Genomic DNA, 24,058 nt, shown 5'->3' with positions numbered 1-24,058 from the left:
GCCTTGTTTCAGAAGTACCTGCCCGAAGTGCGCGTGGCCACACGTGCGCGGCGAACGCCCTCTTTTTGCTCTGTGAGTGCCTTTCGTGGCCTCTCCCGCCGGCTGGCCGGCGCGGGTCTTGCCCTGATGCTGGCTGCGGTTGCGGTTGCGGGCGGCAGCGTGGCATCTGCGCAGGGCGTGCCCGAGGAGGCCTTGCGGCAGAGCGAGGATCTGCAGCGGCGGCAGCAGGATTTTCTCGATCAGCAGGAGCGTCTGTTCCGGCAGGTGGCCCCGCCGCAGGGTGGGCCCGTGGCTCCGCGCGAGGATGCGGGCATTGTGCCCGAAGGCGGCACCTGCATTCCGGTGAAGCGGGTCATCTTCAGCAAGGCCAGCGTCTTTTCGCACGAGCGGCTGCAGACGCTCGTGCCGGACCGTGATTGTCTCGGCATCGCGCAGATTTCCGCCATCGTCCGCGACGCCACCAATCTTTATGTCGATGCGGGCTACGTGACCTCACGCGCGTATCTGCCGGAGCAGGATCTTTCCACCGGCGAGCTGCGCATCGAGGTGCTGGAAGGGCGGGTCGAGACGGTGGAGATCCGCCAGAACGGCGAGTTGCGCCAGCGCGGTCATGGCGTGCTGCCCGGCGTCACCGGCCAGATCCTCAACATCCGCACCATCGAGCAGGGGCTGGACCAGATCAACGGCCTGTCCTCGAAAGACGCGAAGATCAGCCTCAAGCCCGGCGCGGAGGCAGGCTTCAGCATCGTCGTGGTGGAGATCACCGCCAAGCGCCCCTGGCGGGCGAGCGTTGCCGTGGATAACTCCGGCTCGGAAAGCACGGGCGATGTGCAGTTCGAAGGCACCTTCACCGTCGAGGATCTGTTCGGCCAGTTCGAAACCCTGTCGCTGGTGCACAAGCGCAGCGATCCTTCCCTCGGCGAGCCGAAGGCCAGCGAAAGCACCTCGCTGCAGATTGCCGTGCCGCGCGGCTTCTGGACCTGGCGCTGGTCGTCCTCCTTCTTCCAGTATTCCTCGCAAGTGGAGGGCCAGCTGCAGAGCTTCCGCACCTCCGGCACCAACTGGACGCACAAGGGCGAGATCGAGCGGCTGTTGTGGCGCGATCAGGTGAGCAAGACCCATGCCCGTGTCAGCGTCTCGGTGAAGGATGCGCGCAACTATCTGGAAGATACGAAGCTCGACACCTCCAGCCGCATTCTCAGCGTGCTGCGCGGCGAGGTTTCGCACACCCGCCAGATGCTGGGCGGCAGCCTGACGCTGCAGGCCGGGCTCGATCAGGGCACCACATGGTTCGGCGCAGCGAAGGACAGGCTGGCGGAGACGGGCGCGCCAAGGGCGCAGTTCCTCAAGAGCGACGGTGAAATCAGCTTCCTGCGCGGCTGGCAGATTGGCGGTGTGCAGGTCGTGGCCAGCAGCCGTCTTGCCGCGCAATACAGCCCGGATCTGCTGTGGAGTTCCGAACAGCTGAGCCTTGGCGGCAGCTCCACCGTGCGCGGGTTTGACGGGCAGTCCCTTTCGGCGGTCAACGGGCTTTACAGCCGCAACGAACTGTCGGTGACGCCGCCGCTGATCCCTGAGGATCTCACGAAATATGCCGGTCAGCTCAGCCTCTTTGCCGGGCTCGACAGCGGCTGGCAACTGCCGGGGCCCGGCGCCTTCGAGGGGCAGGAGCATCTGCTGGGCGCCGCCGTTGGCGCGCGTCTGCAGGGCGGCATCGTCTTCGGCGAAATCTCCTACGAGCGGGCGCTTCAGGCCCCGCGTTCCTTCACCAGAGAGCCCGTGCTGCGCCTGCGCGCCGGGCTGACACTCAGCAATTTCTAAGAGGGGCCCAAAGCATGTCTTCTTCCCTGCACAGCCTTTTGAACCGCCGCCTGCGCAAGGCCGCTTCCGCCTCTGTCTCCCTGCTGACGGCCACCAGCCTGCTGCTGCAGACGTCCTATGCGGTCTATGCCCAGGCGGTCGTGGCCGACCCTTCTGCACCCGCAGCCAACCTGCCGCAGGTGACCACGGCGGGCAACGGCGTGCCGCTGGTGAATATCGCCACGCCGAACGGCTCCGGCCTGTCGCACAACAAGTTCAGCGACTTCAATGTCGGCACACAGGGCCTGATCCTGAACAATTCGCGCACCATCGGCCAGTCGCAGCTCGGCGGCATGGTGGTGGCAAACCCCAATCTGGCCGCGAGCCCCGAAGCACGGCTGATCCTCAACGAGGTGACCAGCACCAATCCGTCCCTGCTGCAGGGGGCGACGGAGGTGCATGGCGCGCGCGCGGATTACATCCTCGCCAATCCGAACGGCATCACCTGCAACGGCTGCGGCTTCATCGGCACGCCGCGGGCAACGCTGACGACGGGTGCGCCCGTGCTTGATCCGGCCACCGGCGCCCTCGCGGGCCTTTCCGTGGACCGGGGCATGGTGACCATCGGCGCGATGGGGCTGGATGCGCGGCAGACGGATTACTTCGACATCATCAGCCGCGGCCTTGCCATCAACGGCGTGCTGCACGGGCAGGATGTCAGTGTCATCACCGGGCGCAACGAGGTGGATTACGCCACCCGCGCGGTGAAGGCCGTAAAGGCGGATGACGGCAGCGAAAAGCCGGAGTTCAGCATCGATTCCTCGGCGCTTGGCGGCATGTATGCCGGGCGCATTGCGCTGGAAGGCACGGAGGCGGGCGTCGGCGTGCGCACGCCGGAAAACATGTCGGCCGGTGGCGGCGGCATGGTGCTGACCGCCGATGGCAAGCTGGTGATGCAGAAGACCGTGTCCCAGGGCGCGATCAAGGCCCGCTCCCGCTCGGCGGACGTGACCGTGAAGGGCAATCTCCACGCGGGCACTTCGCTGGAATTGCAGGGCGCAACCGCCATCCGCGTGCTGGAGCATGTGGTGGCAGGGGCGCAGCGCGACGTAACGCTGAAATCCGGCGGAGATGTCAGCCTGAAAGGCGATGTTCTCGCCGCCGGGCTGGCGGGTGATGGCAGCGTCAGCCAGAGCACGGGCAAGCTCGGCATCGAGGCGGGCGGCAATGTGGATGTGGCCGCCTCGCAGACGCTGTCGGCAGGCGAAGCCCTCACGCTCACCGGCGGCGGCAGCCTTGCTTCAGGCGGCACGATCACCGGCGGCAGCCTTTCGATCGGGCTTGGCGGCGGCCAGCCCGGCGCGGGCCGCAATGCTCTCGTCACCACCACGGACAGCCTGCTGCTGGCGCGCAGCGGCCCGCTGGTCCTCTCTGCCGGAGACTGGACCCATGCAGGCACGGCAGGCGCGGTTGGCGATGCCACGATCACTCTCTCCGGTGCGCTGGCCTCTTCCGCCGGAAGCCTGATCCTCGCGCAGGGCGGGGCGCTCGGCCTCAGTGCCGCTGCCATGGACCACGCGGGCAAGCTGGAGGCAGACGGCAGCCTGACGCTGACCCTCGCCGGAGACCTTGCCGCCCGCAGCGGCAGCCTGATGGCCGCCCACTCCGGCGCCATGGGGGTGAATGCCGCAAACTGGACTCATGGCGGCGAAGCGACCGCCGGCAGTGCCCTCAGCGTTGATCTTTCCGGCGCGTTCAACACGCAGGCAGACAGCCTCATCCTTGCGCAGGGCGGCAACCTGACGCTGAATGCCGCCAGCTGGTCCCACGCGGGACAGGCAGCGGCCACGGGGGCCGTCAGCGCCCTGCTTTCGGGTGCCCTTGAGACCCATGCCGCCAGCCTGCTGCAGGCGCAGACCGGCGCGCTCGATCTGCGGGCGGCGAGCTGGGACCATGCGGGCGAGGCAAGCGCCCATACCGCGCTGACGGCTGACATCGGCGGCGCGGTTGAGACCACTTCGGAAAGCCTTCTGTTTGCCGGTGCCGGCGGCCTGATCCTGACTGCAGGCAGCCTGATCCATGGCGGGCAGGCCGGAGCTGACGGTTCCATCGCCGTGATGCTGTCCGGAGACGGAACCGTGCTGTCCGGCGGCCGCCTGACCGCAAATTCCGGTTCTCTGACGTTTGAGGCAGCCAATCTCGCCCATGCCGGCGAACTCGCGGCAGGGGATGCGCTGTCCTTGCGTCTGCGCGGCGCGCTGGACAGTGCTGCGGGCAGCACGGTTCTGGCCGAGGGCGGCAGCCTGCGGCTTGAGGCGGCGCGCTGGACCCATGCCGGGCATGTGGGCGCTGCAGGCGGCGTGACGGCTGTTGTCAGTGGCGCGGTGGAGACGCTTGCGGGTAGCCTTCTGCTTGCCGAGGGCGGCGATCTTGATCTGACGGCAGACGGCTGGACCCATGCCGGGCAGGCCGGTGCGGCAGGGCAGGTGACGGCTGCTGTCAGCGGCGCGGTTGAGACGCTTGCAGGCAGCCTGCTGCTTGCGGAAGGCGGCAACCTCCATCTGACGGCGGGGGCCTGGACCCATGCGGGCCAGGCCAGCGCCCGGGACGCGGTGACCGTGGATCTTGCCGGTGCCCTTGCCACGCAGCAGGACAGCGTGATCCTTGCCTCCGGCGGCCGCCTTGACCTGGCAGCCCGGAGCTGGAGCCATGCGGGGCAGGCTGGCGCTGCAACCGGGCTGAAAGCCACGCTTTCCGGGGATCTGGACACGGACGCAGGCAGCCTCATTCAGATCCGTAGCGGCAGCTTCGATCTTGCAGCCGCAGACTGGCGCCATGCAGCCGAGGTGAGTGCAAGCGGCGGTATTTCGGCGAAACTGTCGGGAAGCCTCGCAACGGCTTCCGGCAGCGTGCTGTCTGCTGCAGGCGGCAATCTGGATGTGGCCGCCACAGGCTGGACCCATCGCGGCGCTGCCGGTGCAGGCGGAAACATTGTTGCGGTTCTGACCGCAGGCCTTGTCACGCTCGCCGGAAGCCTTGTCTCGGCACAGGCAGGCGATCTGTCCCTGACGGCCGCCAGCTGGACCCATGCCGGTGAAGCCGGGGCCTCCGGCAGCATCACGGCCAGCCTGTCCGGCGCGCTGGAAACGTCGGCGGCCAGCCTGATCTCGGCCCAGTCCGGGGCGCTGAACCTGTCCGCAGGCAGCCTGACCCATGCGGGCCGGGCGGCGGGCGGCACGGATCTGCGGCTGGCGCTGACGGGAGCCCTTGATGCGGCGGGCGGCAGCCTGCTGCTGGCCCGGGATGGAACGTTGGATGTTTCGGCCGCAAGCTGGGCGCATTCCGGCCAGGCCGGAGCCGGCGGCAGCCTTGCCGCCCGGCTGACGGGGGATCTTTCCACGGACGCGGGCAGCCTGCTGGTGGCGCAGGGCGGCGGCCTGACGCTCACAGCCCGCAACTGGGCCCATGCCGGTGAGGCGGCGGCCTCCGGCAGCCTGAGTGCCGGCCTCTCCGGCACGCTCTCCACCCTGACTGGCAGCACGGTGACGGCCCATGCCGGTGACCTGCTGCTGTCATCGGGCAACTGGTCCCACGCGGGCACGGTCAGCGCCGGGCGCAACGCCAGCCTTTCGGCCGGTGGCCCGCTTGCAACGCTTGCAGGCAGCCTCGTCACCGTCCGTTCTGGTCTTCTGACGCTGAATGCCGGCACCTGGACCCACACGGGCGAGCTGAAGCTGACGGCGGGCCTTGATGCAACGGTTGCCGGTGCCTTCACCACCGCAGCCGGAAGCCTCCTGGCGTCGCAATCCGGCACCCTCGGGGTGAAGGCGGCCGTCATCCATCATGACGGGCGCATCAGCTCGGGCGAACACATCAGCCTGCAGTCGCAGCAGGAACTGCGGACCACGCAGGCCAGCATGCTGACCACCAGCAGCGGCGACATCAGCCTTGCAGCCGGGGGGACCCTTGTTCATCTGGGCGGACTGGGTGCCGGGCGTGATGCCCTGCTGCGCGCCTCGGGAGATGCCTACAACGAGGGTGTTCTGGCTGCACAGCGGGACATCGAATTTTCGCTGGGCGGGGATTTCACCAACACCGGCACGGTTCTGGCCGCAGAAAACCTGACCATCGGCGGCCTTGCCGCAGGTCAGGCGGCGGGCGCCGTCGTCAATGAGCTTGGCCATATCGAGGCGATTTCCGGCGGGATTTCGATCCGGGCAGGCTCTGTCATCAACCGGGGTACGGAACCCAGCGTCACCACCACGGAGACGGTCAGCTCCGAAGAGATCGACAAGGGCCCGTACAACAGCTTCCACCTCTTCCATGTCATCACGACAAGGCGGATCACCGAAGCTTTTGCCAGTGCCGGATCGCCCGCACAGATGCTTGCCGGTGGCAACCTCTTCATCAGCGCAGACAGCATCCTCAACGAATATTCCACGATCTCGGCCAGCGGCAACATCCGTCTGGAAGGCAACTCGCTGATCAACAGGGGGCGGGAGCTTGTCGAGCAGACAATCGTTACGACGATCCAGGACGTGTACAAGCGCAAGCCCTGGAAATACCGGTATTCGGACGACCTCGGCACTACCGTCTCCTCCACGACCATAGGCTCTGTCCCGGCGATCATCGCCGCTGGTGGAAGCTTCAGCGGCAGCTTCACCGGACAGGTGGACAATGTGGCCATCCGCGAAAACGCCGGGCAGGTGGGCTTGTCCTCCGGCGCCGGGATTCCCTCGGGTTCCGCCACCGACTTCCTGATGCCGGGTCAGCTGCCGGGCTCCAGCCTTGGCAGCGCGGGCACTGTTTCCGGCGTGACGGGTGCCGGCGGCGAGGTAAATGCGTCCGGTACGCTGGCGGGCTCGCCCGCAGGAACCGGCGGCGTTTCGGGCTCCGGCGCGGGTGTCCGCCCGGCAACCTCCGCCAGCACCGGCCTGCCGCTGCCGGTTCTGACCTTGCCGGTGTCGGCGCTGACCGTCGTCAACCAGGACCCGCAGGCGAAGTTCCTCTTTGAGACGCGGCCGGAATTCGTCGATCTCAGCCGCTTCTATGGCTCGGATGCGTTCCTCTCCAGCCTTCCGGCCTTCAATCCGGACATCACCCAGAAGCGCCTGGGCGATGCCTATGTGGAAACCAATTTCATCCGCGAGCAGCTGCTGCGCCAGACGGGCAAGCGCTCGCTGGAAGACACCCATACCGACTACGATACGGTGAAGCAGCTGTATGACAACGCGCTCACCATGCAGGGCGCGCTGCAGCTGACGCCGGGCGTGGCCCTGACGCCGGAACAGATCGCGGCCCTGACCGTGGATGTGGTGTGGCTGGAGGAAGCCGTCGTCAACGGCCAGAAGGTGCTGGTGCCCCGGCTTTACCTTGCCCCCGGCAACCGCCCGGATGTGCAATTGGCCGGCGCGCGCATCACCGGCAACGGCGTGTCGCTGGAGGCCGGATCGCTGACCAACAGCGGCAGCATGATCGCCTCCACCGGGATGAATCTGCGCACCGATGGTGACCTCGTCAACTTCGGCGGCACCCTGTCCGCCGCCACCATGGACCTGACCGCAGGCGCCATGCTGGCCAATCTCTCCGGCCAGATCAGCGGCGGCAGCATCCGGCTGACGGGTCAGGACATCCGCAACGAAACGCTGGCGCGCACCGTGGACGTGCACAGCGGCACCATGCAGACCAACCAGCAGCGCGCCGCCATCACCGCCTCAGGGCCGCTGAGCCTCAACGCCTTGCGGGACCTGACCAGCATGGGCGGCACCCTGTCCTCCGGCGGCGACATGAACCTGTCCGCCGGGCGCGATGTGAAGCTGGAGACGCTGAAAACGGAAACCAGCTTCCAGATCGGCAGGGGCGGCAGCAGCACCCTCGTGGACAGCACCGGCCATCAGGGCTCGTCCGTGGATGCGGGCGGCAACCTGACGGTGACTGCCGGCCGCGATCTCTCGGTCCTTGGCTCCAGCGTGGCCGCGACAGGGGACACGAGCCTTGCCGCAGGCGGCGATGTGACCATTGCCGCGGTCGAGAACAGGCACCGCACGGAGCTGACGACTGGGCGCTACCACTCCGTGCAGGACCGCGGCGAGACCGTTGGCTCCATGGTCGATACGGGCGGCAGCCTGAAGATCACCTCCGGCGGGGACACCGCCATCACCGCCAGCAGCCTGCTGGCCGGGGAGGATCTTGCCGTCGCCGCTGCCGGAAATCTCACCATCGAAGGGGCAAACTCCACACAAGTTGCGCAAGAGAGCAACAAGTCCAGCGGTTTCCTGCGCAGCAAGGAAAGCCGGAGCAATTCCAGCGAGGATGTCTACACCGGCTCCATGCTGCTTTCGGGCGGGGATATCAGCCTCACGTCCGGGCAGGACCTGACGGTCACCGGCTCCTCCATCATCGGCGCCGGCGATGTGGCGCTCTCCGGGGACAGCGTCACGCTCGACACCGGTCAGGCGGCCTTCGACAGCTACACCTTCGAGAAGAAGTCCGGGCTCTTTGCCGGGCGTAGCCCAAGCGGCTCCGGCTTCTCCGTCGGCTACCGCCGCACCAAGGAGGAAAGCTCCGCCTCCGGCGTCACCAACATTATGTCCGCCATCAGCGCCGGGGAAAACCTGACGGTCACCGCCACCAGGGACATCAACGCCACCGGTGCCGCCCTGATGGCGCAGGGCGACCTGACGCTGGCCGCAGGCGGCGACGTCAACCTGATGGCCGCCACCGACAGCTTCGCCAGCAGCCACCACAAGAGCGATCTCTTCATCGGCGCCACCGTCTCCGCCGCCTCCCCCCTCATCGACGCGGGCAACAAGATTGTCTCGGGGGTGCAGACAATTGGCAGCGGCAAGGGCAATCTTGGCTACAAGGCCATCTCCGCCGCTTCCGGTGGCCTGAAAATCCTGGATGCGGTCAACTCTTTTGACGGGATGTTCGGCAAGGAAGTTGTCTCCAAAAAGGACGGCAATGGCGACAACCGCGGTGACAACGGGGAGGAGCCCAAGAAGGACTGGAAGGGCGGCACGATCGCCAGTGTGACGCTTGGCGTTGGTATGTCCAGCTCGAAGAGCGGCAGCAGCCAGTCCGGAGAGGCGGCGCGCGTCACGACCCTTTCGGCGGGGAATGATCTGATCATCAGCGCCGGGCGGGACATCGTCTCGCAAGGCGCGCAGATCAATGCGGGCAATGATGCGGTGATCGCCGCCGGGCGGGACATCGAGCTGAAGTCCGCGGTCAATAGCACCAGCATGGATACGTCCAGTTCGTCGCGCTCGGCCGGTGTCAGCGTGACGGTGGGCGTTGGCATGAAGGGGGAAAGCGTCAGCATCGGTGCCAGCGTTTCGGCGCAGAACAGCACCTCCGCCAATGCGCAGACGGCTCACACCAACACCAACATCACGGTTGGCGGCCATGCGGAGATCTCGGCGGGGCGGGACATTGCGCTGAAGGGCGCGCTTGTTGATGCCGGGTCGGCCGAAGTTGAGGCGGGCCGCAACCTGACGGTGGAAAGCCAGCTGGACACGGGCGCAGGCTCCAGCGCGTCAAAGGGCATGACTGCCGGTGTCAGCTACAACTTCACCACCGGCCAGTTTGGCGCCAATGCAGGGGTCAATGCGGCGCAAGGCTCGCAGAGCCGGGCCTGGGTGGAGACGCCGTCCGGCATTCTCACAGACAGGGACCTGACGGTCACGGCTGGCGGCCACACACAGCTGACGGGCGGCGTCATCGGCTCGCGCTCGGGCGAACTGGCGCTGGAGACGGAGACGCTCGGAACGCAGGATCTCGCGCTGCACGAGAGGAACCGGCATGTCTCCGGCGGGGTGAATGTCTCTGTGGGGGTTTCGCCAGAGGGCAAGGTCTCGCCAGGCGGCTCGCTCGAAGGGGCCTATGCCAACGCAGAAAAGGAAGGCATTGCCCGGGCCACGATCGGCCAGGGCACCATCGTGGTGCGGGACGGGGATGGCAACGGCGTGACGGCCGCAAGGCTGCGTGCCGAGGCCGATGCAGCAGAAGCCTCCGGCGACCCGGCCACCGCCGCCGCCCTGCGCGCGCAGGCCGAGGCAGAGGAAGCCTCCGACAAATCCGCCACGGACACCCAGCTCGCCAGCATCAACCGCGACCTCGACACGGTCATCGAAGTCACCCGCGAGACCGAAGAGGGCTTTGACCTCTATGTCTCGGACACGAGTGTGAGAGCGGCTGTCGATGCCATCGAAGTTGTTGGAAATGCGCTTGGCGAGGCATTCGCGCAGGTTGGAGAGGCTCTGAGCCGCTCTGGAGAACTGACGCCGGAGGAACTGGAGACGGCGAAAAAAGTCGCCGCTGCGATAAAGGACGGACGCTTCGATCTTCAGGCGCTTGTGAATTGTTCCGGCAAACAAGGGTTCAACTTCTGGGACCTGATTGTTTCGCCTGCACATGCTTCATCCGGTTGCGCTCTGGTGGACAAGGATGGCGTCAAGATTGCCGACCTTACTGCAAGGGAAAGGGAAGCCTGCGTCCAGATACTTGCAGCTATTATCGAGAAATATGCTGACAAACATCTGGGCGAACCTGACGGGACAGCTGAACTTCCCGCGTCCATCAGGACGATTGCAGCCTCCCTGCGGGCCCTTCTGCCTGATGAGGACGCCATTCAGTTCCTGAACGCCATGGGCATGGCTTCGGGGCACATGCGGGACCTAGCGTTGCGCCACATAGTGGAGAGCTACGACCCGCAGGCCTACAAGGATATTCAGCAGGCTTTCCAGGAACTTGGTCAACTGGGCGAGTTGAGCGACGAGGCCGTCGCCCTGGCGATCGACGCGATTGCCAGCAAGCACGGTTTTAACGAAGCCGACCGGAAGGACCTCAAGCTCGTCGCAGGCTCTGCCGCCGCTGTCTTGATCGGTCTCGGTGGCCGGCGGTATACGGGAACGGTTGCTGGACGCCCAATTCAATTCGATGGTAAGTTCTATTCCGCTGACGGCTTTAAATTCAGCGCGTCATACTATGATCGGCTATGGTCGAGCGGCGGGCGCCCTGCGCCATTTTTGCAGGCAAGGGCGATTATGGATAGCAACCCGACGATTACGCCTGATCCAAGGGGCGCTGCTGGTTACTTCAGATATCAAGGAGCTGGCATGGAGATGATCTATAATCCGACGACCGGCCAGGTCGGCCACATCCAGCCGTTACGGTAGTTTTTCGATGGATTTATTAGTTATCGATGAGGTTCTTTCGGAGAATATTGAACTCCTTGATCGGGCATTGATGGGTATCCGACAATGCCTGCCAGTCTATGAGAAAAGGTGCTCAGAGCTTATCTTTGAAATTAGTAAGTGCGTCTCGATGTCGGATGCAGAGCAAAATTTTGAATCTTTGCTTGAGATTCAGGGCAGGCTCGCCACTCTGCTTTTTAAGTACCGGTTTGATATTGGGCCGAAGTTGGAAGTACTAACGAGAGAGTTCGACCGGCTTCATGACCCGTACATCAGGGAGTACTGGTTTGGTAAATTCAAGGAAGGAGCAAGTTGGCCCGGGCCAATCTGATCGTTCCGACACCCTTTCCTCCTCGATCCGATACCTTGGCATGCTGACGGCACAGAAAGGATTTCTGCCTGCGTCATGGGCGATGCTTGGCTGAGCGCGGTTGCACCAGAAGGCGCGCGGATGAGCTGAAATCTCCGCTGAAATCGGCCTGAAGGACGGCGACCCCGCCAAGGCCGCCCTGCACGCCGCCGTCGGCGCGGCCGTCGCCGCCGTTGCAGGCACGGACATCGGCGCGGGCGCTGCGGCGGGGCTGGTGAGCGAGCTTGCCAACGGCGTCGTGTCGCAGATGCTGAAGGACCATCCGGAGCTCACCACGGCCCAGACCGACGCCATCCGCCAATGGACCGCCACCGCCCTCGGCGCCGCCATCGGCGGCCAGGCCGGAGCCGCCGCTGCACTGGATAATATCAAGCATAACTTCCTCAATCATCAGCAGATTGACGATCTGATTGCCGAGCTGATCAGCTGCAATGGCTCTGCCAATGTTGAGGATTGTAAGCGTGAGGTTTCAGAGAAATACACCAAGCTTGATTTTGAACAGGAAAAGGCACTCGATAATTGCCGAAGCATACAATGCATAGCAGATGTTCTCGGAGATATCAGTGACGCCCAAGATTTTGATTACCTGAAGCTTCTTTCCGTGCAGACTGCTGGTGCAGATGAAAATCTGGTCCAGCGGCTTCTCGGATATCAAGGGACTGACGTATTCGGGCAGCGTCTTCTGACTGTGATTTCTGGTGCCGCCTACTGTGACCAGACAGGTGGCGCAGAGGGGTGCTTTGGCACGGGAATTCGAAACCAGTTCATAAAGGAAGCCGCAGTTGATCTTCTTGTGGAACTGGGATCTTCCGCATCATTTGGCGCTGTATCCAGAATAATCCGCTTTCTGAAAGAGTCAAAAAAGGGCGGAAATATTGCCCTTCCGGGAAGTTCGGTTGGAGAAGGAATTCCGAATAATGTAATCCCTGACGGGTGGCGGCCTGTCAGCGGCGTTGGCGCGCAGATGAACACACCAAGAGGGTTCACAACGTATCGGACACTGGATGGTGATTTGGTTCATGTTTCGCTGGGCGGTCTACAGTACGGAGCCGATCCGAAGTTTGGAAATCGCGTCGATCACGTCCTTGACCACACGGCTCCCAACCCGAATAAGCCGGTCCATACCGTGTTCAACGTGAAGGGGGATGATGCTCTGAACCTTGTTGATGAAGCATGGGCAAGGCGTGGAGTCCCCGATCCGACTGATCCATATGCGTTTGTTGTCGATATGGGGAGGCCTATCGGAACGAATGGCGAAACAAGTATCAGGATTGTGACGATGACCCCGGGTGGATCAACAGTTAGGACAGCGTACCCATGGCCCTGAGAAAGCACTGGTGCCCAAACTGCAATCAGGGCTGGGTGGTTCCTGTTCGGATACGGAAAACAGGGACAATAATCTTTGTTTGTGATGAATCCGAAGAAACCTGGCTGTCTGAAGAAGACATAGCACCGAACACTTGGTCCGCTGTTCCGGCACGCGGGCACTACTCATACCTCAATCAAGTTATGAAGGAGGCAGGACTAGGCGAAACCGAGTATGAGGGTCTCGAATGGCTGGAGGTTGATCAACAACAGTGACCTTCCGGCTTCACACCTTCCTGATGGGCCTCTTGGCCCTGATCGCGGCGGCGCTTCTGGCGCTCGCGCCCGTGAGCGCAAACCCCACGTCGGAGGGATATGTCGATGAGATCACCTATAAGCCGGTCGATAGCATTGGCGTGCGCGACGCCCGTCAGACCGCTGTAGGGAAGGAGGGGATTGCAGGTGATGTTGGTGGACACATTCAGGCTTGCCGCCATGGTGGTACCTGTGACCGGTTCAACCTGTTTCCGCAGAACTCTAACTTCAACAACAGCGCCTATAAGCGATGGGAGAACGAAATCACCCGCGCTTTGCAAAATGGTGATGACGTTGGAAATGTGACGGTGCGCTTGAATCGGGCCGATCCGTATAATCCAAGGCCGGATAGCATTGAGATCGAGTATCAGATCAATGGGCGAACCTTCACGCGTGATTTTGAAAACCAAGCTGGGGGTGGGCAATAAACCCGATAGAAGAGCAACGGCAAGTCATTGATCAACTGTGCCGTATCGTAAAAGGAAGCTGTCCAGATGGTGCCGAATTAGTAAAATGCAGGTTTGATTACGATCATGGCTATTCTGATGGCAGCATAAGCGTCGGATCAGAGTTCAGTTTTTTCTACAACGGTAAAGCGCATTATCCCGCTCTAGATCGTGATCTTCGGCGTCAAGTAAAGGATTTAGTCAAAGAGCTCCACGCTAAGATGAAAGCGCATACAGGCGGCGACTGGCATGCATTCACATTGTTCATCAATGAAGATGGAACGGTGACCACGAAATTCGAGTATCCGGATCAAGCGCCGTTGGGTTAGGAGATCGTCCACACGGCCACACCCTTAATCTACGGTACAAGGTCGGTATTTCCCTGCCACTCTGAGCCCTGGCGCCATTGGCGGCGGCGGCATCGGGGCGTCCGGGTCTGCGAGCCAGAGCCGCGTCACCGGTGATTTTGCCAGTGTGGGCGAGCAGAGCGGCATTGTTGCCGGGCGGGGCGGCTATGATGTCACCGCTGGCGGCAAGGTGGATCTGACCGGCGGGGTGATCTCTTTTGCCAAGGCTTTCGATGTTGACGCATCACGCCTTGAAGATGCTCAAGCGCCGCACGGGCTTGACCAGCTCCCGATGAGCCGGGCTCATCGGGAGCTGGTATAGGGGCATGACCGCCGGTGTCAGCTACAACTTCACCACCGGCCAGTTTGGCGCCAATGCAGGGGTCAATGCGGCGCAAGGCTCGCAGAGCCGGGCCTGGGTGGAGACGCCGTCCGGCATTCTGACAGACAGGGACCTGACGGTTACGGCTGGCGGTCACACACAGCTGACGGGCGGCGTCATCGGCTCGCGCTCGGGCGGGCTGACGCTGGAGACGGAGACGCTCGGGACGCAGGATCTCGCGCTGCACGAGAGGAACCGGCATGTCTCCGGCGGGGTGAATGTCTCTGTGGGGGTTTCTGCGGAGGGCAAGGTCTCGCCCGGCGGCTCGCTCGAAGGGTCTTATGCCAACGCGGAAAAGGAAGGCATTGCCCGGGCCACGATCGGCCAGGGCACCATCGTGGTGCGGGACGGGGATGGCAACGGCGTGACGGCCGCCAAGCTGCGTGCCGAGGCCGATGCAGCGGAAGCCTCTGGCGACCCGGCCACCGCCGCCGCCCTGCGCGCGCAGGCCGAGGCAGAAGAAGCCTCCGACAAATCCGCCACGGACACCCAGCTCGCCAGCATCAACCGCGACCTTGACACGGTGATCGAAGTCACCCGCGAGACCGAAGAGGGCTTTGACCTCTATGTCTCGGACACGAGTGTGAGAACCCTTGGGAAGGTTCTGTCCGCCCTTGGCGACGCTATCAAGGAGCTGGAAGTTTCTCCCGAACAGAAAAAGGTGCTGGAACGCCTGGCGGCGTGCACCAGCCGGCAAGGCTACAACAGCTTTAATCCGCTCAATTGGCTGATCACACCCGCCTATGCCTCCGATTGCTCGGACACGACCATTCAGGAGCTGATGATTGGTATTGACAGGGAAACACTGGAAAAGCTGGTCGAAGCTTGTGAGGATCTTGATCCATCCGTTGCTGCCTATGCAAAAGCCACTTTGGCCTCACGTATTTATGCAGAACTGCCGTCCTCGGAACTCGCGAAACTGCGGTCGATGTCCAAATGGGACATAGAGGGGGTCAAGAAGCTCGACTATGATACGATAAGAATGCTTGAGCTGGCGAATGACGCAATGCATTGCCAGGATCCTGCCTGTTCACAGAGCCGCCATCCAACATTTATCCAGCTCTACGGCAGTATTGATCATCAGGCGTTACATATAGCTACATTCCTGCGCATGACGCCGCCAAGTGAAAGTTCACTTGGCATCAACACCACAGGGATGTCCTGGTCAACCTACATTGCGATCTTGCAGGCTGAAGAGATTGTATCTCAGGGAGTCGGCACAGCGGTTGGCGCAGGGGCTGGCGTAGCAATCAGCAAGGCAGCCTCCTATTTGTCTGCGCGCGTCGGCCCCAAAATTGCCTCGGTATTTGAGAGTTTTGTGGGTTCACAGAACAAGGGGTCAAAAGGGCTCTGCTCCTTCCATGGTGACACACTGGTTTTGACTGATGGTGGGCTTTTGCCAATCAGTGATGTGAACACAAGCATGACGGTCTGGTCACGCAACCCAGTTAATGGCGACATGACATGGCAACGGGTTCAAGCGCAGTATTCAAATCCATATGATGAGACCGTTTCGGTCACCATACGAGACGTTGAAACTGGCGTCGAACAGACCATCGTTTCGAACCGCATTCATCCGTATTTTGTGCAAACAGAACGTGTTGTGGCGAGTTCGTCGGATGGTCATGTTTATGATGGAGAGCTGGAAAACGGTCATTGGGTGGACGCCGCTGACCTGCAAGCTGGTGATCGTTTGCTAAATGACGACGGCACTTGGGCAGCAGTTGTTGGTGTGGAAATCAAAGCGGAGCCGCTGACAGCATTCAATCTTACTGTTGCTGGGTTCCATACATACTTCGTTGCGGCCAATGCAAATGCTGCGCCGGTGTGGGTGCACAACGACTGTTTTGACCAAGTGTTCTCTTCTAGAAATGGAGCGTTCAGAGGGGCTAAAGAGCAAGCGGGTATACCAAGGTCGGCGCAGCCAACTACTACCTATACGGAGCCGTTGCTTGAAAATGGGATTCCTGTTCGTAACGCTGATGGCTCTCCTGTGATGACTAGAAATTATGTTTACGACCATCCAGTACATGGTCAGGTCGTTATTAAAGAGCATAGTTTGGGTCATCCGCAGTTTACGGGCCAAGCCGCTGCGAACCCTCACTTTAACGTTGGAATTTTCCGTGGGCAAGGTGAGCGGGCGGGCAACATTCCGGGCGTTTCCGGTCACTATGTTTTTGATTAAGAGGAGGCTGAAAAATGCTGATTGAGCATCCTGAGTTACAGGCGAGGCTAAACCAGGTTCTGGGGGGCCCCGGCGTGGGGCGTGTATGTGTTCTAAGCTTGAAACTATACGCGCAATCGGCAGCCGTTGAAGTGAAAATTAGCTTCGAGGAAGGGAATGTTCCGGCCAACTTCCGCAAAAAATCAAAGAATTGTCTTGTGCTTTTTTTGGACATTCCTGACTTCACGCTGGGCATAAGGCTATCAGATGAAGCCGTGTTGGGTGGGGAAGTGCAGTTCATAAGATCAAATGGATTGATGTTTTATATGGGGCGCTACCAATATCAAATCTCCGCCAAGGCAGTTTATATAGGTAGCTTGCAAAGTGTTAACGAAATGGATCTCATTGATCAAGTGTTGTGATATTTATTTTTCCTAATAAATCCATAAAATGCCAAATTTAAGATTTGATTATGAGAAGGATATATATGATCATTGGTGAAGGAGCTTGCGAATTTAGATTCAGGTCTTTTTTGATCTTGCCTGTACCATTGGCCGCGTCATCAGTGCATCCGGCCCTGTGAGCCAAAGCCCCACACCTTTGATCCTGCCAGCCTGACGCTTGGCGTTGGTATGTCCAGCTCGAAGAGCGGCAGCAGCCAGTCCGGAGAGGCGGCGCGCGTTACGGCCCTTTCGGCGGGGAATGATCTGATCATCAGCGCCGGGCGGGACATCGTTTCGCAAGGGACGCAGATCAATGCCGGCAATGATGCGGTGATCGCCGCCGGGCGGGACATCGAGCTGAAGTCCGCGGTCAATACCACCAGCATGGATACGTCCAGCTCGTCGCGCTCGGCCGGTGTCAGCGTGACGGTGGGCGTTGGCATGAAGGGGGAAAGATATTTGACACTACCCTGCTGAGAATAACTGTTCCTAGAGATGATATGAAAATAATATCTGTCGGGCCGATCCGCCAAAATCAGTTGGATGCCCGCATCAAAAATGATCACTTTGAGAAACTGTCGTCGGGATAGCAGATATGGCCTCTATTCACATAAAGGAAATACAAAAGTTATTATTTGACAGGGGTATGAAAGACGCTGTTCCTTATGCTGGGGATGGAGATGGATATTTTTTGGAGATAAGATTTGATGGTGACGCAGGCTTGGTTAAATTTGTTGATGAGGAGCATGCAAATAAAGTAATCACATTAAATTCTTCATATGGTAACGTTGTAATAGTTTGTGACGAGAATGGTCAATTGTTATCTATAGACCTTAGTTGAATTTTATTTGGTTTAGTTCTCGATGTTTATGTGCTCAGACATCGGCGCAATCGTCTAACGTCCGCGTTGTTCTTCAACGCGATCCAGCAATGCCGACCGGCTATCGAATCATCCCAGGGTTTCCAGTTCCATGACAGAGAGGTTCGCTACATTAGAGCAATTACTTGGTGGGTATTTTCATCAAGATTGGGATATTGCGGGAGAGACCGATGTTGAGGTCATTTTAGCTTTTCGTCAGGAGGAGCCTGCGGGTTTAGTGAATGATTTGATATCCGAGATTGATCGAGTATTGCAGTTAAATGCTTCTGATCCATCAAGAATCGATGATATTTTGGCGAGTCTTGGTTGTGAATATTATTATCAATCTGCTGGATTGACCGGATTTTCATGGTTAGATCGAGTTCGATCTTTGCTCGCGGCCCCCGAATCTCAGCCTCCTTCCAGCTGATATTATTCCATTCCGACAGGGCAGAAGTGTCTGCCTGTCGCATCCTGGATTGGTATGACTTCCCCTGCGCACTGAACCTTGATCGGATTCCGCTCTAAGCCCAGGGATGCTTTCATGCCATTGGCGGCGGGGTCATCGGGGCGTCCGGGTCTGCGTGCCAAAGCCCCACGCCGGTGATCCTGCCAGTGTGGGCGAGCAGAGCGGCATTGTTGCCGGGCGGGGTGGCTATGATGTCACCGCCGGCGGCAAGGTGGATCTGACCGGCGGGGTAAATTCTTCTGCCAAGGCTTTCGATGCTGACGTATCCCGCCTTGCCATTGCTCAGGCGCCGCACGGGCTTGACCCGCTCCCGATGAGCCGGGCTCATCAAAAGCGGTTCTTCCACGGCAGATGCCGGGGACAATTACCTCTCCGCCCGTGAACTGGCGTGGCGCGATGTTCAGAACAGCTCCGCCTCCTCCAGCTCCGGCTTTGGCGTGGGCTTCGGCGTCAACTCGGCAGCGCAGAGACAGAGGCCGGGAAGGACGTTGCTGCCCGCTATCCCGGCACGCTGACGCCCATCGTCAACATGCCTGCGCGGGAACGGTTGGCCGTGCGGCTAGCGAGTTGAGCGACGAGGCCGTCGCCCTGGCGATCGATGCGATTGCCAGCAAGCATGGTTTTAACGAAGCCGACCGGAAGGACCTCAAGCTCGTCGCAGGCTCTGCCGCCGCTGTCTTGATCGGTCTCGGTGGCCGGCGGTATACGGGGAGGGGTTCGGCGAATGGAGCGTTAACGCGACGTGCGGACGGTACTTTTAGTGTTTCGGATTGGAGCGGCTATCCGTCGGCTGTGCCGCGGCCGCCTCAAGGCACCACATATAGGTTGTTGTCAGGTTCCGAGTATGCCGACGCCCGGCGACTTGCGGATAACGCAAATGCGCAGTTGCGCCGCCAGGGAGTCGTGCCGACGGGGTATGAGATTCATGAGATTGTTCCTGTAAAATTCGGTGGTAGTCCAACTGATCCGGCTAATAAGATCTATCTTCCTATGGGCACTCACAGGAAGGATGTGACACCGTGGTGGAACCGTTTGCAAAGGGATCTTGAGCGATGAATCTTTTTGAACTTATCCCGAACAAACAACCTTTGGAGGCTCTCAGTACGCAAAAAGACTTGTGGCCAGAACTGGGTCAGAATTTTGAGCTGAATGAATTCTATAGATACTTCTCTAGCGCTGAGGGGGGGATAGGTGATACCTACCTGATAATTTGGAAAATATCTGAGATATTAGAGTTCCGAGAAGCGAGTGTTGATTTTTACCCCGAGAAGTATACTTTTTTCGCATCAAATGGCGGTGGGACTCAGTTTGGTTTTTTTGTGAACGACGGGAAAGTTGACTTTATCTCTGCTCCAGATATTGGCGATGAGAGTGATATTCGAATCCTTGGAGGGTGGTGCAGTTTCCTGAAATCGCTCCAGCTTGGGGATTATATCTGAGCGGAATCCGTGATTTTTTTCGCATTTGAACTCTCACCAGCTCCGTTGGTAACAGAACCACTTGAGCTGCAGCGGTGGCGGCACCAGATCTCTTCCGGCAGGGCATAGCCGGGCTATCTGGTGTTGCCGGGGGGCAGGGCCGGGCGGTTCTGGATAGGCTGAGACTTGCGTCTTCCGGCATGGACAGCTTTGAGAAGGCGCTGTTTGCGCGGGAACTGAATGCCTACGCGAATGCGCATGCGGATCAGGTTGCCGATGCCGTCACGAATGCCCGCCTGATCACCGCTATTTTTCTGGGCGCCGGTGTTGCCGTTCACGCGGCCCCTGCTGCGCTTGCCTGCATGCAAAACCCCCTCTGCCTGACGGAAGCGTCCATTGCCCTAGGTGAGGCTGCGGCTGGGGATGCGCTTGGGGGAGCAAGCCTTGTCCCGGCCATTTCGGTTGCTTCAGGCATGCTGGTGCTGCGCAAGGGCGATGAGGTTCTTGCGGTCATCAATCAGACCACCGGTAAGCCGATCTATCGCTTCACTGGAGAGGCTGGCGATCTCAGCGCAGCCGAACGGGCTGCGCTGGAGGCGCTGGATCTGCCCAAGACGGGGTCAAATGGGGGCGTAAGCCTTGCTACCAGGCAATGGGACAACTGGCAGCCGCCAGCGGGCTACACGCGCAATGCAGATGGCACGGTAACGCACAACGGCAGCGGTCAGATCTACACGCCTGTGCGCGATGCTTCGGGCAATGTGCGCTTTGACAGCCGCGGCAACCCGGTCTTCAACACCCAGAGTGCAGGTTCCACCGCCCAGACAACCCTCACCCAGCCGTCCACCTCCGGGCCGGTGATCAATCTGCCTGGGCCGAGTAGGATATTCGACTTCACCTCAAACGGTGCAGGGAATGATCTAAGGCGCTTCACGAAGTTGGATGGAACAGACATTCGGATTAACAGTGGTCATGCGTATAACCGAACACACGCTGGGGGTGACGTCTCTCGCATCGGAACAATGGACGAGATTGAAAACGCCATCCTTCGAGATATTGCCGAAAATTCTAGACTCGGAAGCCTACAGCCGCGTACGACGCAAACTCATACGGTACAAGTGAATGGTCAAGCTGTGGGCTATTCGCTAGCTGACACACCTGTAGGAGCAAATATCAATTATTACCCGGTGATTGAATGAAAATGAGCAACCTTATTGAGGCAATTGATCAGTTTAGAAGCACGGATGCGTTTGGGAACATTCGCAGAAGTGAGGACATCGATTGGGAGGCTTCTCGGCGACGATTCATCATTGCGCTAGAAAGCGAGAAAAGTTCAGAGCGATTGGAAGAGGCAGTGATTTACAAATGGAGTTGGGACCTGCCAGTTGACCTCACCCTAAAGCTTCTTGAGCGAGCGAAAGACTCGGGGTGTGATTCATTTGAATTTTGGCAGGCTTACTACAAGTACCAGGCTGCATATCTTTCACCAAGTGATCCTGATTTTTCGTTTGCGTTAGAAATGGCGAATGGGAAATATCTTTGATTATTTGATGTGTATACTGATAATATTTGCAGGGTTTCTGCTCGGAATAATTTATAAATAGTGTATTATCTTGGCGGTCTGGTGCCGAATACATCTACAGAGATGATATTCGCCTGACACCCTGACACCCTGACACCCTGACACCCTGACACCCTGACACCCTGACACCCTGACACCCTGAACCTCAGCACCATCTGCGGCGGCGTCATCGGGGCGTTCGGGTCTGCGAGTCAGGGCCGTGTCACCGGTGACTTTGCCAGTGTGGGCGAGCAGAGCGGCATTGTTGCCGGGCGGGGCGGCTATGACGTTACCGCTGGCGGCAAGGTGGATCTGACCGGCGGGGTGATCTCTTTTGCCAAGGCTTTCGATGTTGACGCATCACGCCTTGAAGATGCTCAAGCGCCGCACGGGCTTGACCAGCTCCCGATGAGCCGGGCCCATCGGGAGCTGGTATAGGGGCATGACTGCCGGTGTCAGCTACAACTTCACCACCGGCCAGTTTGGCGCCAATGCAGGGGTCAATGCGGCGCAAGGCTCGCAAAGCCGGGCCTGGGTGGAGACGCCGTCCGGCATTCTGGCAGACAGGGACCTGACGGTCACGGCTGGCGGTCACACACAGCTGACAGGCGGCGTCATCGGCTCGCGCTCGGGCGGGCTGACGCTGGAGACGGAGACGCTCGGGACGCAGGATCTCGCGCTGCACGAGAGGAACCGGCATGTCTCCGGCGGGGTGAATGTCTCTGTGGGGGTTTCTGAAGACGGCAAGGTCTCGCCAGGCGGCTCGCTCGAAGGGTCTTATGCCAACGCAGAAAAGGAAGGCATTGCCCGGGCCACGATCGGCCAGGGCACCATCGTGGTGCGGGACGGGGACGGCAACGGCGTAACGGCCGCCAAGCTGCGTGCCGAGGCCGACGCAGCGGAAGCCTCCGGCGACCCCGCCACCGCCGCCGCCCTGCGCACGCAGGCCGAGGCAGAAGAAGCCAGCGACAAGGCCGCCACGGACACCCAGCTCGCCAACATCAACCGCGACCTCGGCGCGGTGATCGAAGTCACCCGCGAGACCGAAGAGGGCTTTGACCTCTATGTCTCGGACACGAGTGTGAGGGTGGCGCTGGAAGCGGGCAAGACTGTCAAGGAACTCATCGGCGATGTTCTGGACCAGCTGGTTGCCGATAACCGGCTTTCGATCGAAGACGCAAGAGCGGCGAAGCTGATTGCGGCCCATGCCGATGATCCTGAAGTTCTGGCCCAGCTTGCCGCCTGCGGCCAGCGGCGGGGCGATGCCCGGCCCAGCCTGTTCGACTGGCTGATCCCGCCTGCCTACGCGGCGATGAGCTGTGAGATCTCCGTCGGCGGGGATGTGGTGATCATCTCCCCGGATGTGGCGCTGACCTGTCTTCAGATCGTGCAGCGTGTCAGGGATGCGGTCACAGTTGCTGTTGCCGCACCGGCTCTGCTTGCTGCTGGCTTCTGGCTTGCATCGACGAGGGAAACCGGCGGTGCGATTGATGAAACGCAGACGCTTGCGGACGGCACGGTGGTCCGGCTGACGGGCCATGGCTCTGACCGGATCCGCAAGATTACGGCAACCTCCCCGGATGGTGTGGTATCCGTGCTTGAGGTTGAAGCCACGGGCTACGGCTATACGTTGATCGGCGGCGCGGTTGATGGCAAGCCGATGACGCCGGACCAGCTGCGCTCCGCCGCCCGGCAGGCGAGCGGCGGTGAGGTGCAGGTTGTCTACAACGGCACGCCGGGCAAGGGGCAGGGGTCACAGACCGGCGCCGCAGGAAACAGTTCCGCTGGCGCTGCCGCTGGCGGCGCGCCGGGTGGGCCGGAGGATGATGAGAAGCCAAGGCGCATATCGAATCCTAAACATCACAGAAACTCAAATAGCCCGGAGCCGCAGAATGTCGATGAGTTATATGAAAAGTCTATAGTTGATAAGAATGGTGTAAGGTGGTCGAAGGATTCGAACGGTATAATACATAGGTTCTCAAAGCCAAGTAATGGCGAGACGCATTGGAACGGATCGACAGGAGGTGCCGATCCAATCAGGGCGCAAAATATTCCAATAGAGATCCGAAGAATTCTTGGAGTTAAATAATGTATATTATAGTTTCAGGAAATCAAAAAAAATTTGCTATTGAATCTGGTGTAGAAAATTTCCTATCGCGCCCAAGTCAGCGAGCGCTGGGATATTTCATTATATATGTTAAAGATAAAATCTATGGCGTTCGCAAGAGTGACGCAACATTACTTGCTTGCTCTTTCGATGCTATACAGCGTCGGCTTGAACGCCGCGGAACTCACGTCAGTTCATTCGGGTTTGATTTGTCGGCAGGCGAACTTGTCCATCATGTGTATTCTTCTATTTATGAGGATCCGCAGAACTTCGAGAGTGTTAAAAGATTCACTTTGGATCAGATCCGTGATGATTTGATTAGGCGTGAACTAATAATGGCTCCCGACGGAGACGCGGCATTTGATGATGGAAGTCATATCGTTCAATTTGACTGCGATAACCAAGTGCGTTTGGTCGCTTTCAGGAATCCTAATTTAGATTCTAGTGAGGTTCATTCGATTGATGAGTTGTATATAGATTCAGACGAATTTTATAAAATATTAGAGAATTGGAAAGATAGTTTTATTTATTTCTGGGAAAAAGAATTCAAATAATACGCTGGTTCGCGGAATATTTTATCACAAATTTTACAGAGTGTACAGAGACGGTATTCGCCTGACACCCTGCCACTCTGAACCCCGGCGCCATTGGCGGCGTCATCGAGGAGTCCGGGTCTGCGAGCCAGAGCCGCGTTACCGGTGATTTTGCCAGTGTGGGCGAGCAGAGCGGCATTGTTGCCGGGCGGGGCGGCTATGATGTCACCGCCGGCGGCAAGGTGGATCTGACCGGCGGGGATCTCCTCTTCCTTCCAACTGTTGCTGAGCTTGCCTCATCGGGAGTTGGTCAAACCCGTTCGTCGTCTGAGCATCCCAAGG

At 59.9% G+C, this 24,058-nt stretch carries 18 protein-coding genes; 17 read left to right on the top strand and 1 reads right to left on the bottom strand.

Annotated elements, in window-relative coordinates:
- Nucleotides 1–3: 3 nt before the first annotated feature.
- The 10 genes from ACVNHC_RS18955 (at nt 4) to ACVNHC_RS18910 (ending at nt 18,058) form a co-directional block, all read left to right on the top strand.
- Nucleotides 4–1,821, top strand: coding sequence for a ShlB/FhaC/HecB family hemolysin secretion/activation protein (locus ACVNHC_RS18955; RefSeq protein ID WP_457168716.1), 1,818 nt, complete (start codon nt 4–6; stop codon nt 1,819–1,821).
- A 14-nt stretch (nt 1,822–1,835) separates the two neighbouring features.
- The gene (locus tag ACVNHC_RS18950; protein ID WP_457168714.1) at nt 1,836–10,979 is read left to right on the top strand and encodes a two-partner secretion domain-containing protein; all 9,144 of its coding nucleotides are present in this window, start codon (nt 1,836–1,838) and stop codon (nt 10,977–10,979) included.
- A 7-nt stretch (nt 10,980–10,986) separates the two neighbouring features.
- Entirely contained in the window at nt 10,987–11,328 is a 342-nt protein-coding gene (locus tag ACVNHC_RS18945) for a hypothetical protein (RefSeq protein WP_457168712.1), read from the top strand.
- Nucleotides 11,329–11,581: 253 nt separating this feature from the next.
- A complete protein-coding gene (locus ACVNHC_RS18940; RefSeq protein WP_457168710.1) occupies nt 11,582–12,694 on the top strand; it encodes a hypothetical protein in 1,113 nt (370 codons plus the stop codon).
- Between the two features lie 250 nt (nt 12,695–12,944).
- On the top strand, nt 12,945–13,415 hold the full coding sequence (locus ACVNHC_RS18935; RefSeq protein ID WP_457168708.1) for a DNA/RNA non-specific endonuclease: 471 nt from the start codon (nt 12,945–12,947) through the stop codon (nt 13,413–13,415).
- A 691-nt stretch (nt 13,416–14,106) separates the two neighbouring features.
- Nucleotides 14,107–16,347 (top strand): polymorphic toxin-type HINT domain-containing protein, encoded by a 2,241-nt coding sequence (locus tag ACVNHC_RS18930; RefSeq protein WP_457168706.1) that lies wholly within the window; start codon nt 14,107–14,109, stop codon nt 16,345–16,347.
- A gap of 14 nt (nt 16,348–16,361) precedes the next feature.
- Nucleotides 16,362–16,748, top strand: coding sequence for a hypothetical protein (locus tag ACVNHC_RS18925; RefSeq protein ID WP_457168704.1), 387 nt, complete (start codon nt 16,362–16,364; stop codon nt 16,746–16,748).
- 210 nt (nt 16,749–16,958) lie between these two features.
- A complete protein-coding gene (locus ACVNHC_RS18920; protein WP_457168702.1) occupies nt 16,959–17,246 on the top strand; it encodes a hemagglutinin repeat-containing protein in 288 nt (95 codons plus the stop codon).
- A gap of 118 nt (nt 17,247–17,364) precedes the next feature.
- Nucleotides 17,365–17,610, top strand: a complete 246-nt coding sequence (locus tag ACVNHC_RS18915; protein WP_457168700.1) for a hypothetical protein — start codon at nt 17,365–17,367, stop codon at nt 17,608–17,610.
- 130 nt (nt 17,611–17,740) lie between these two features.
- Nucleotides 17,741–18,058: a contact-dependent growth inhibition system immunity protein gene (locus tag ACVNHC_RS18910; RefSeq protein WP_457168698.1), complete on the top strand. Its 318-nt coding sequence runs from the start codon at nt 17,741–17,743 to the stop codon at nt 18,056–18,058.
- Nucleotides 18,059–18,170: 112 nt separating this feature from the next.
- Here ACVNHC_RS18910 and ACVNHC_RS18905 read toward each other — a convergent pair whose 3' ends face one another.
- Nucleotides 18,171–18,425: a hypothetical protein gene (locus tag ACVNHC_RS18905; protein ID WP_457168696.1), complete on the bottom strand. Its 255-nt coding sequence runs from the start codon at nt 18,423–18,425 to the stop codon at nt 18,171–18,173.
- 239 nt (nt 18,426–18,664) lie between these two features.
- Here ACVNHC_RS18905 and ACVNHC_RS18900 point away from each other — a divergent pair, with 239 nt between their 5' ends.
- From ACVNHC_RS18900 to ACVNHC_RS18870, 7 genes are all read left to right on the top strand, one after another.
- Nucleotides 18,665–19,153 carry a hypothetical protein gene (locus ACVNHC_RS18900; protein WP_457168694.1) on the top strand — a complete coding sequence of 163 codons (489 nt, stop codon included), beginning with the start codon at nt 18,665–18,667 and terminating at the stop codon, nt 19,151–19,153.
- Nucleotides 19,150–19,536, top strand: coding sequence for a hypothetical protein (locus ACVNHC_RS18895; RefSeq protein WP_457168692.1), 387 nt, complete (start codon nt 19,150–19,152; stop codon nt 19,534–19,536). Before ACVNHC_RS18900 ends, ACVNHC_RS18895 begins: the two co-directional genes overlap by 4 nt.
- 179 nt (nt 19,537–19,715) lie before the next feature.
- Nucleotides 19,716–20,714 carry a hypothetical protein gene (locus ACVNHC_RS18890; RefSeq protein ID WP_457168690.1) on the top strand — a complete coding sequence of 333 codons (999 nt, stop codon included), beginning with the start codon at nt 19,716–19,718 and terminating at the stop codon, nt 20,712–20,714.
- Complete coding sequence (locus tag ACVNHC_RS18885; RefSeq protein ID WP_457168688.1) at nt 20,711–21,058, top strand: hypothetical protein; 348 nt, start codon at nt 20,711–20,713, stop codon at nt 21,056–21,058. The genes ACVNHC_RS18890 and ACVNHC_RS18885 overlap by 4 nt, the downstream gene beginning before the upstream one ends.
- A 261-nt stretch (nt 21,059–21,319) precedes the next feature.
- Entirely contained in the window at nt 21,320–21,514 is a 195-nt protein-coding gene (locus tag ACVNHC_RS18880; protein WP_457168686.1) for a hypothetical protein, read from the top strand.
- Between the two features lie 4 nt (nt 21,515–21,518).
- Nucleotides 21,519–23,165: a hypothetical protein gene (locus ACVNHC_RS18875; protein ID WP_457168684.1), complete on the top strand. Its 1,647-nt coding sequence runs from the start codon at nt 21,519–21,521 to the stop codon at nt 23,163–23,165.
- The gene (locus ACVNHC_RS18870; protein ID WP_457168682.1) at nt 23,165–23,737 is read left to right on the top strand and encodes an Imm42 family immunity protein; all 573 of its coding nucleotides are present in this window, start codon (nt 23,165–23,167) and stop codon (nt 23,735–23,737) included. The genes ACVNHC_RS18875 and ACVNHC_RS18870 overlap by 1 nt, the downstream gene beginning before the upstream one ends.
- Nucleotides 23,738–24,058 lie beyond the last annotated feature (321 nt).

It is taken from the genome of Pannonibacter sp. Q-1 (genome assembly GCF_054073275.1).
Note: the sequence above shows the minus strand (reverse complement) of the source record. Positions and strands in the feature narration are given on the sequence as shown.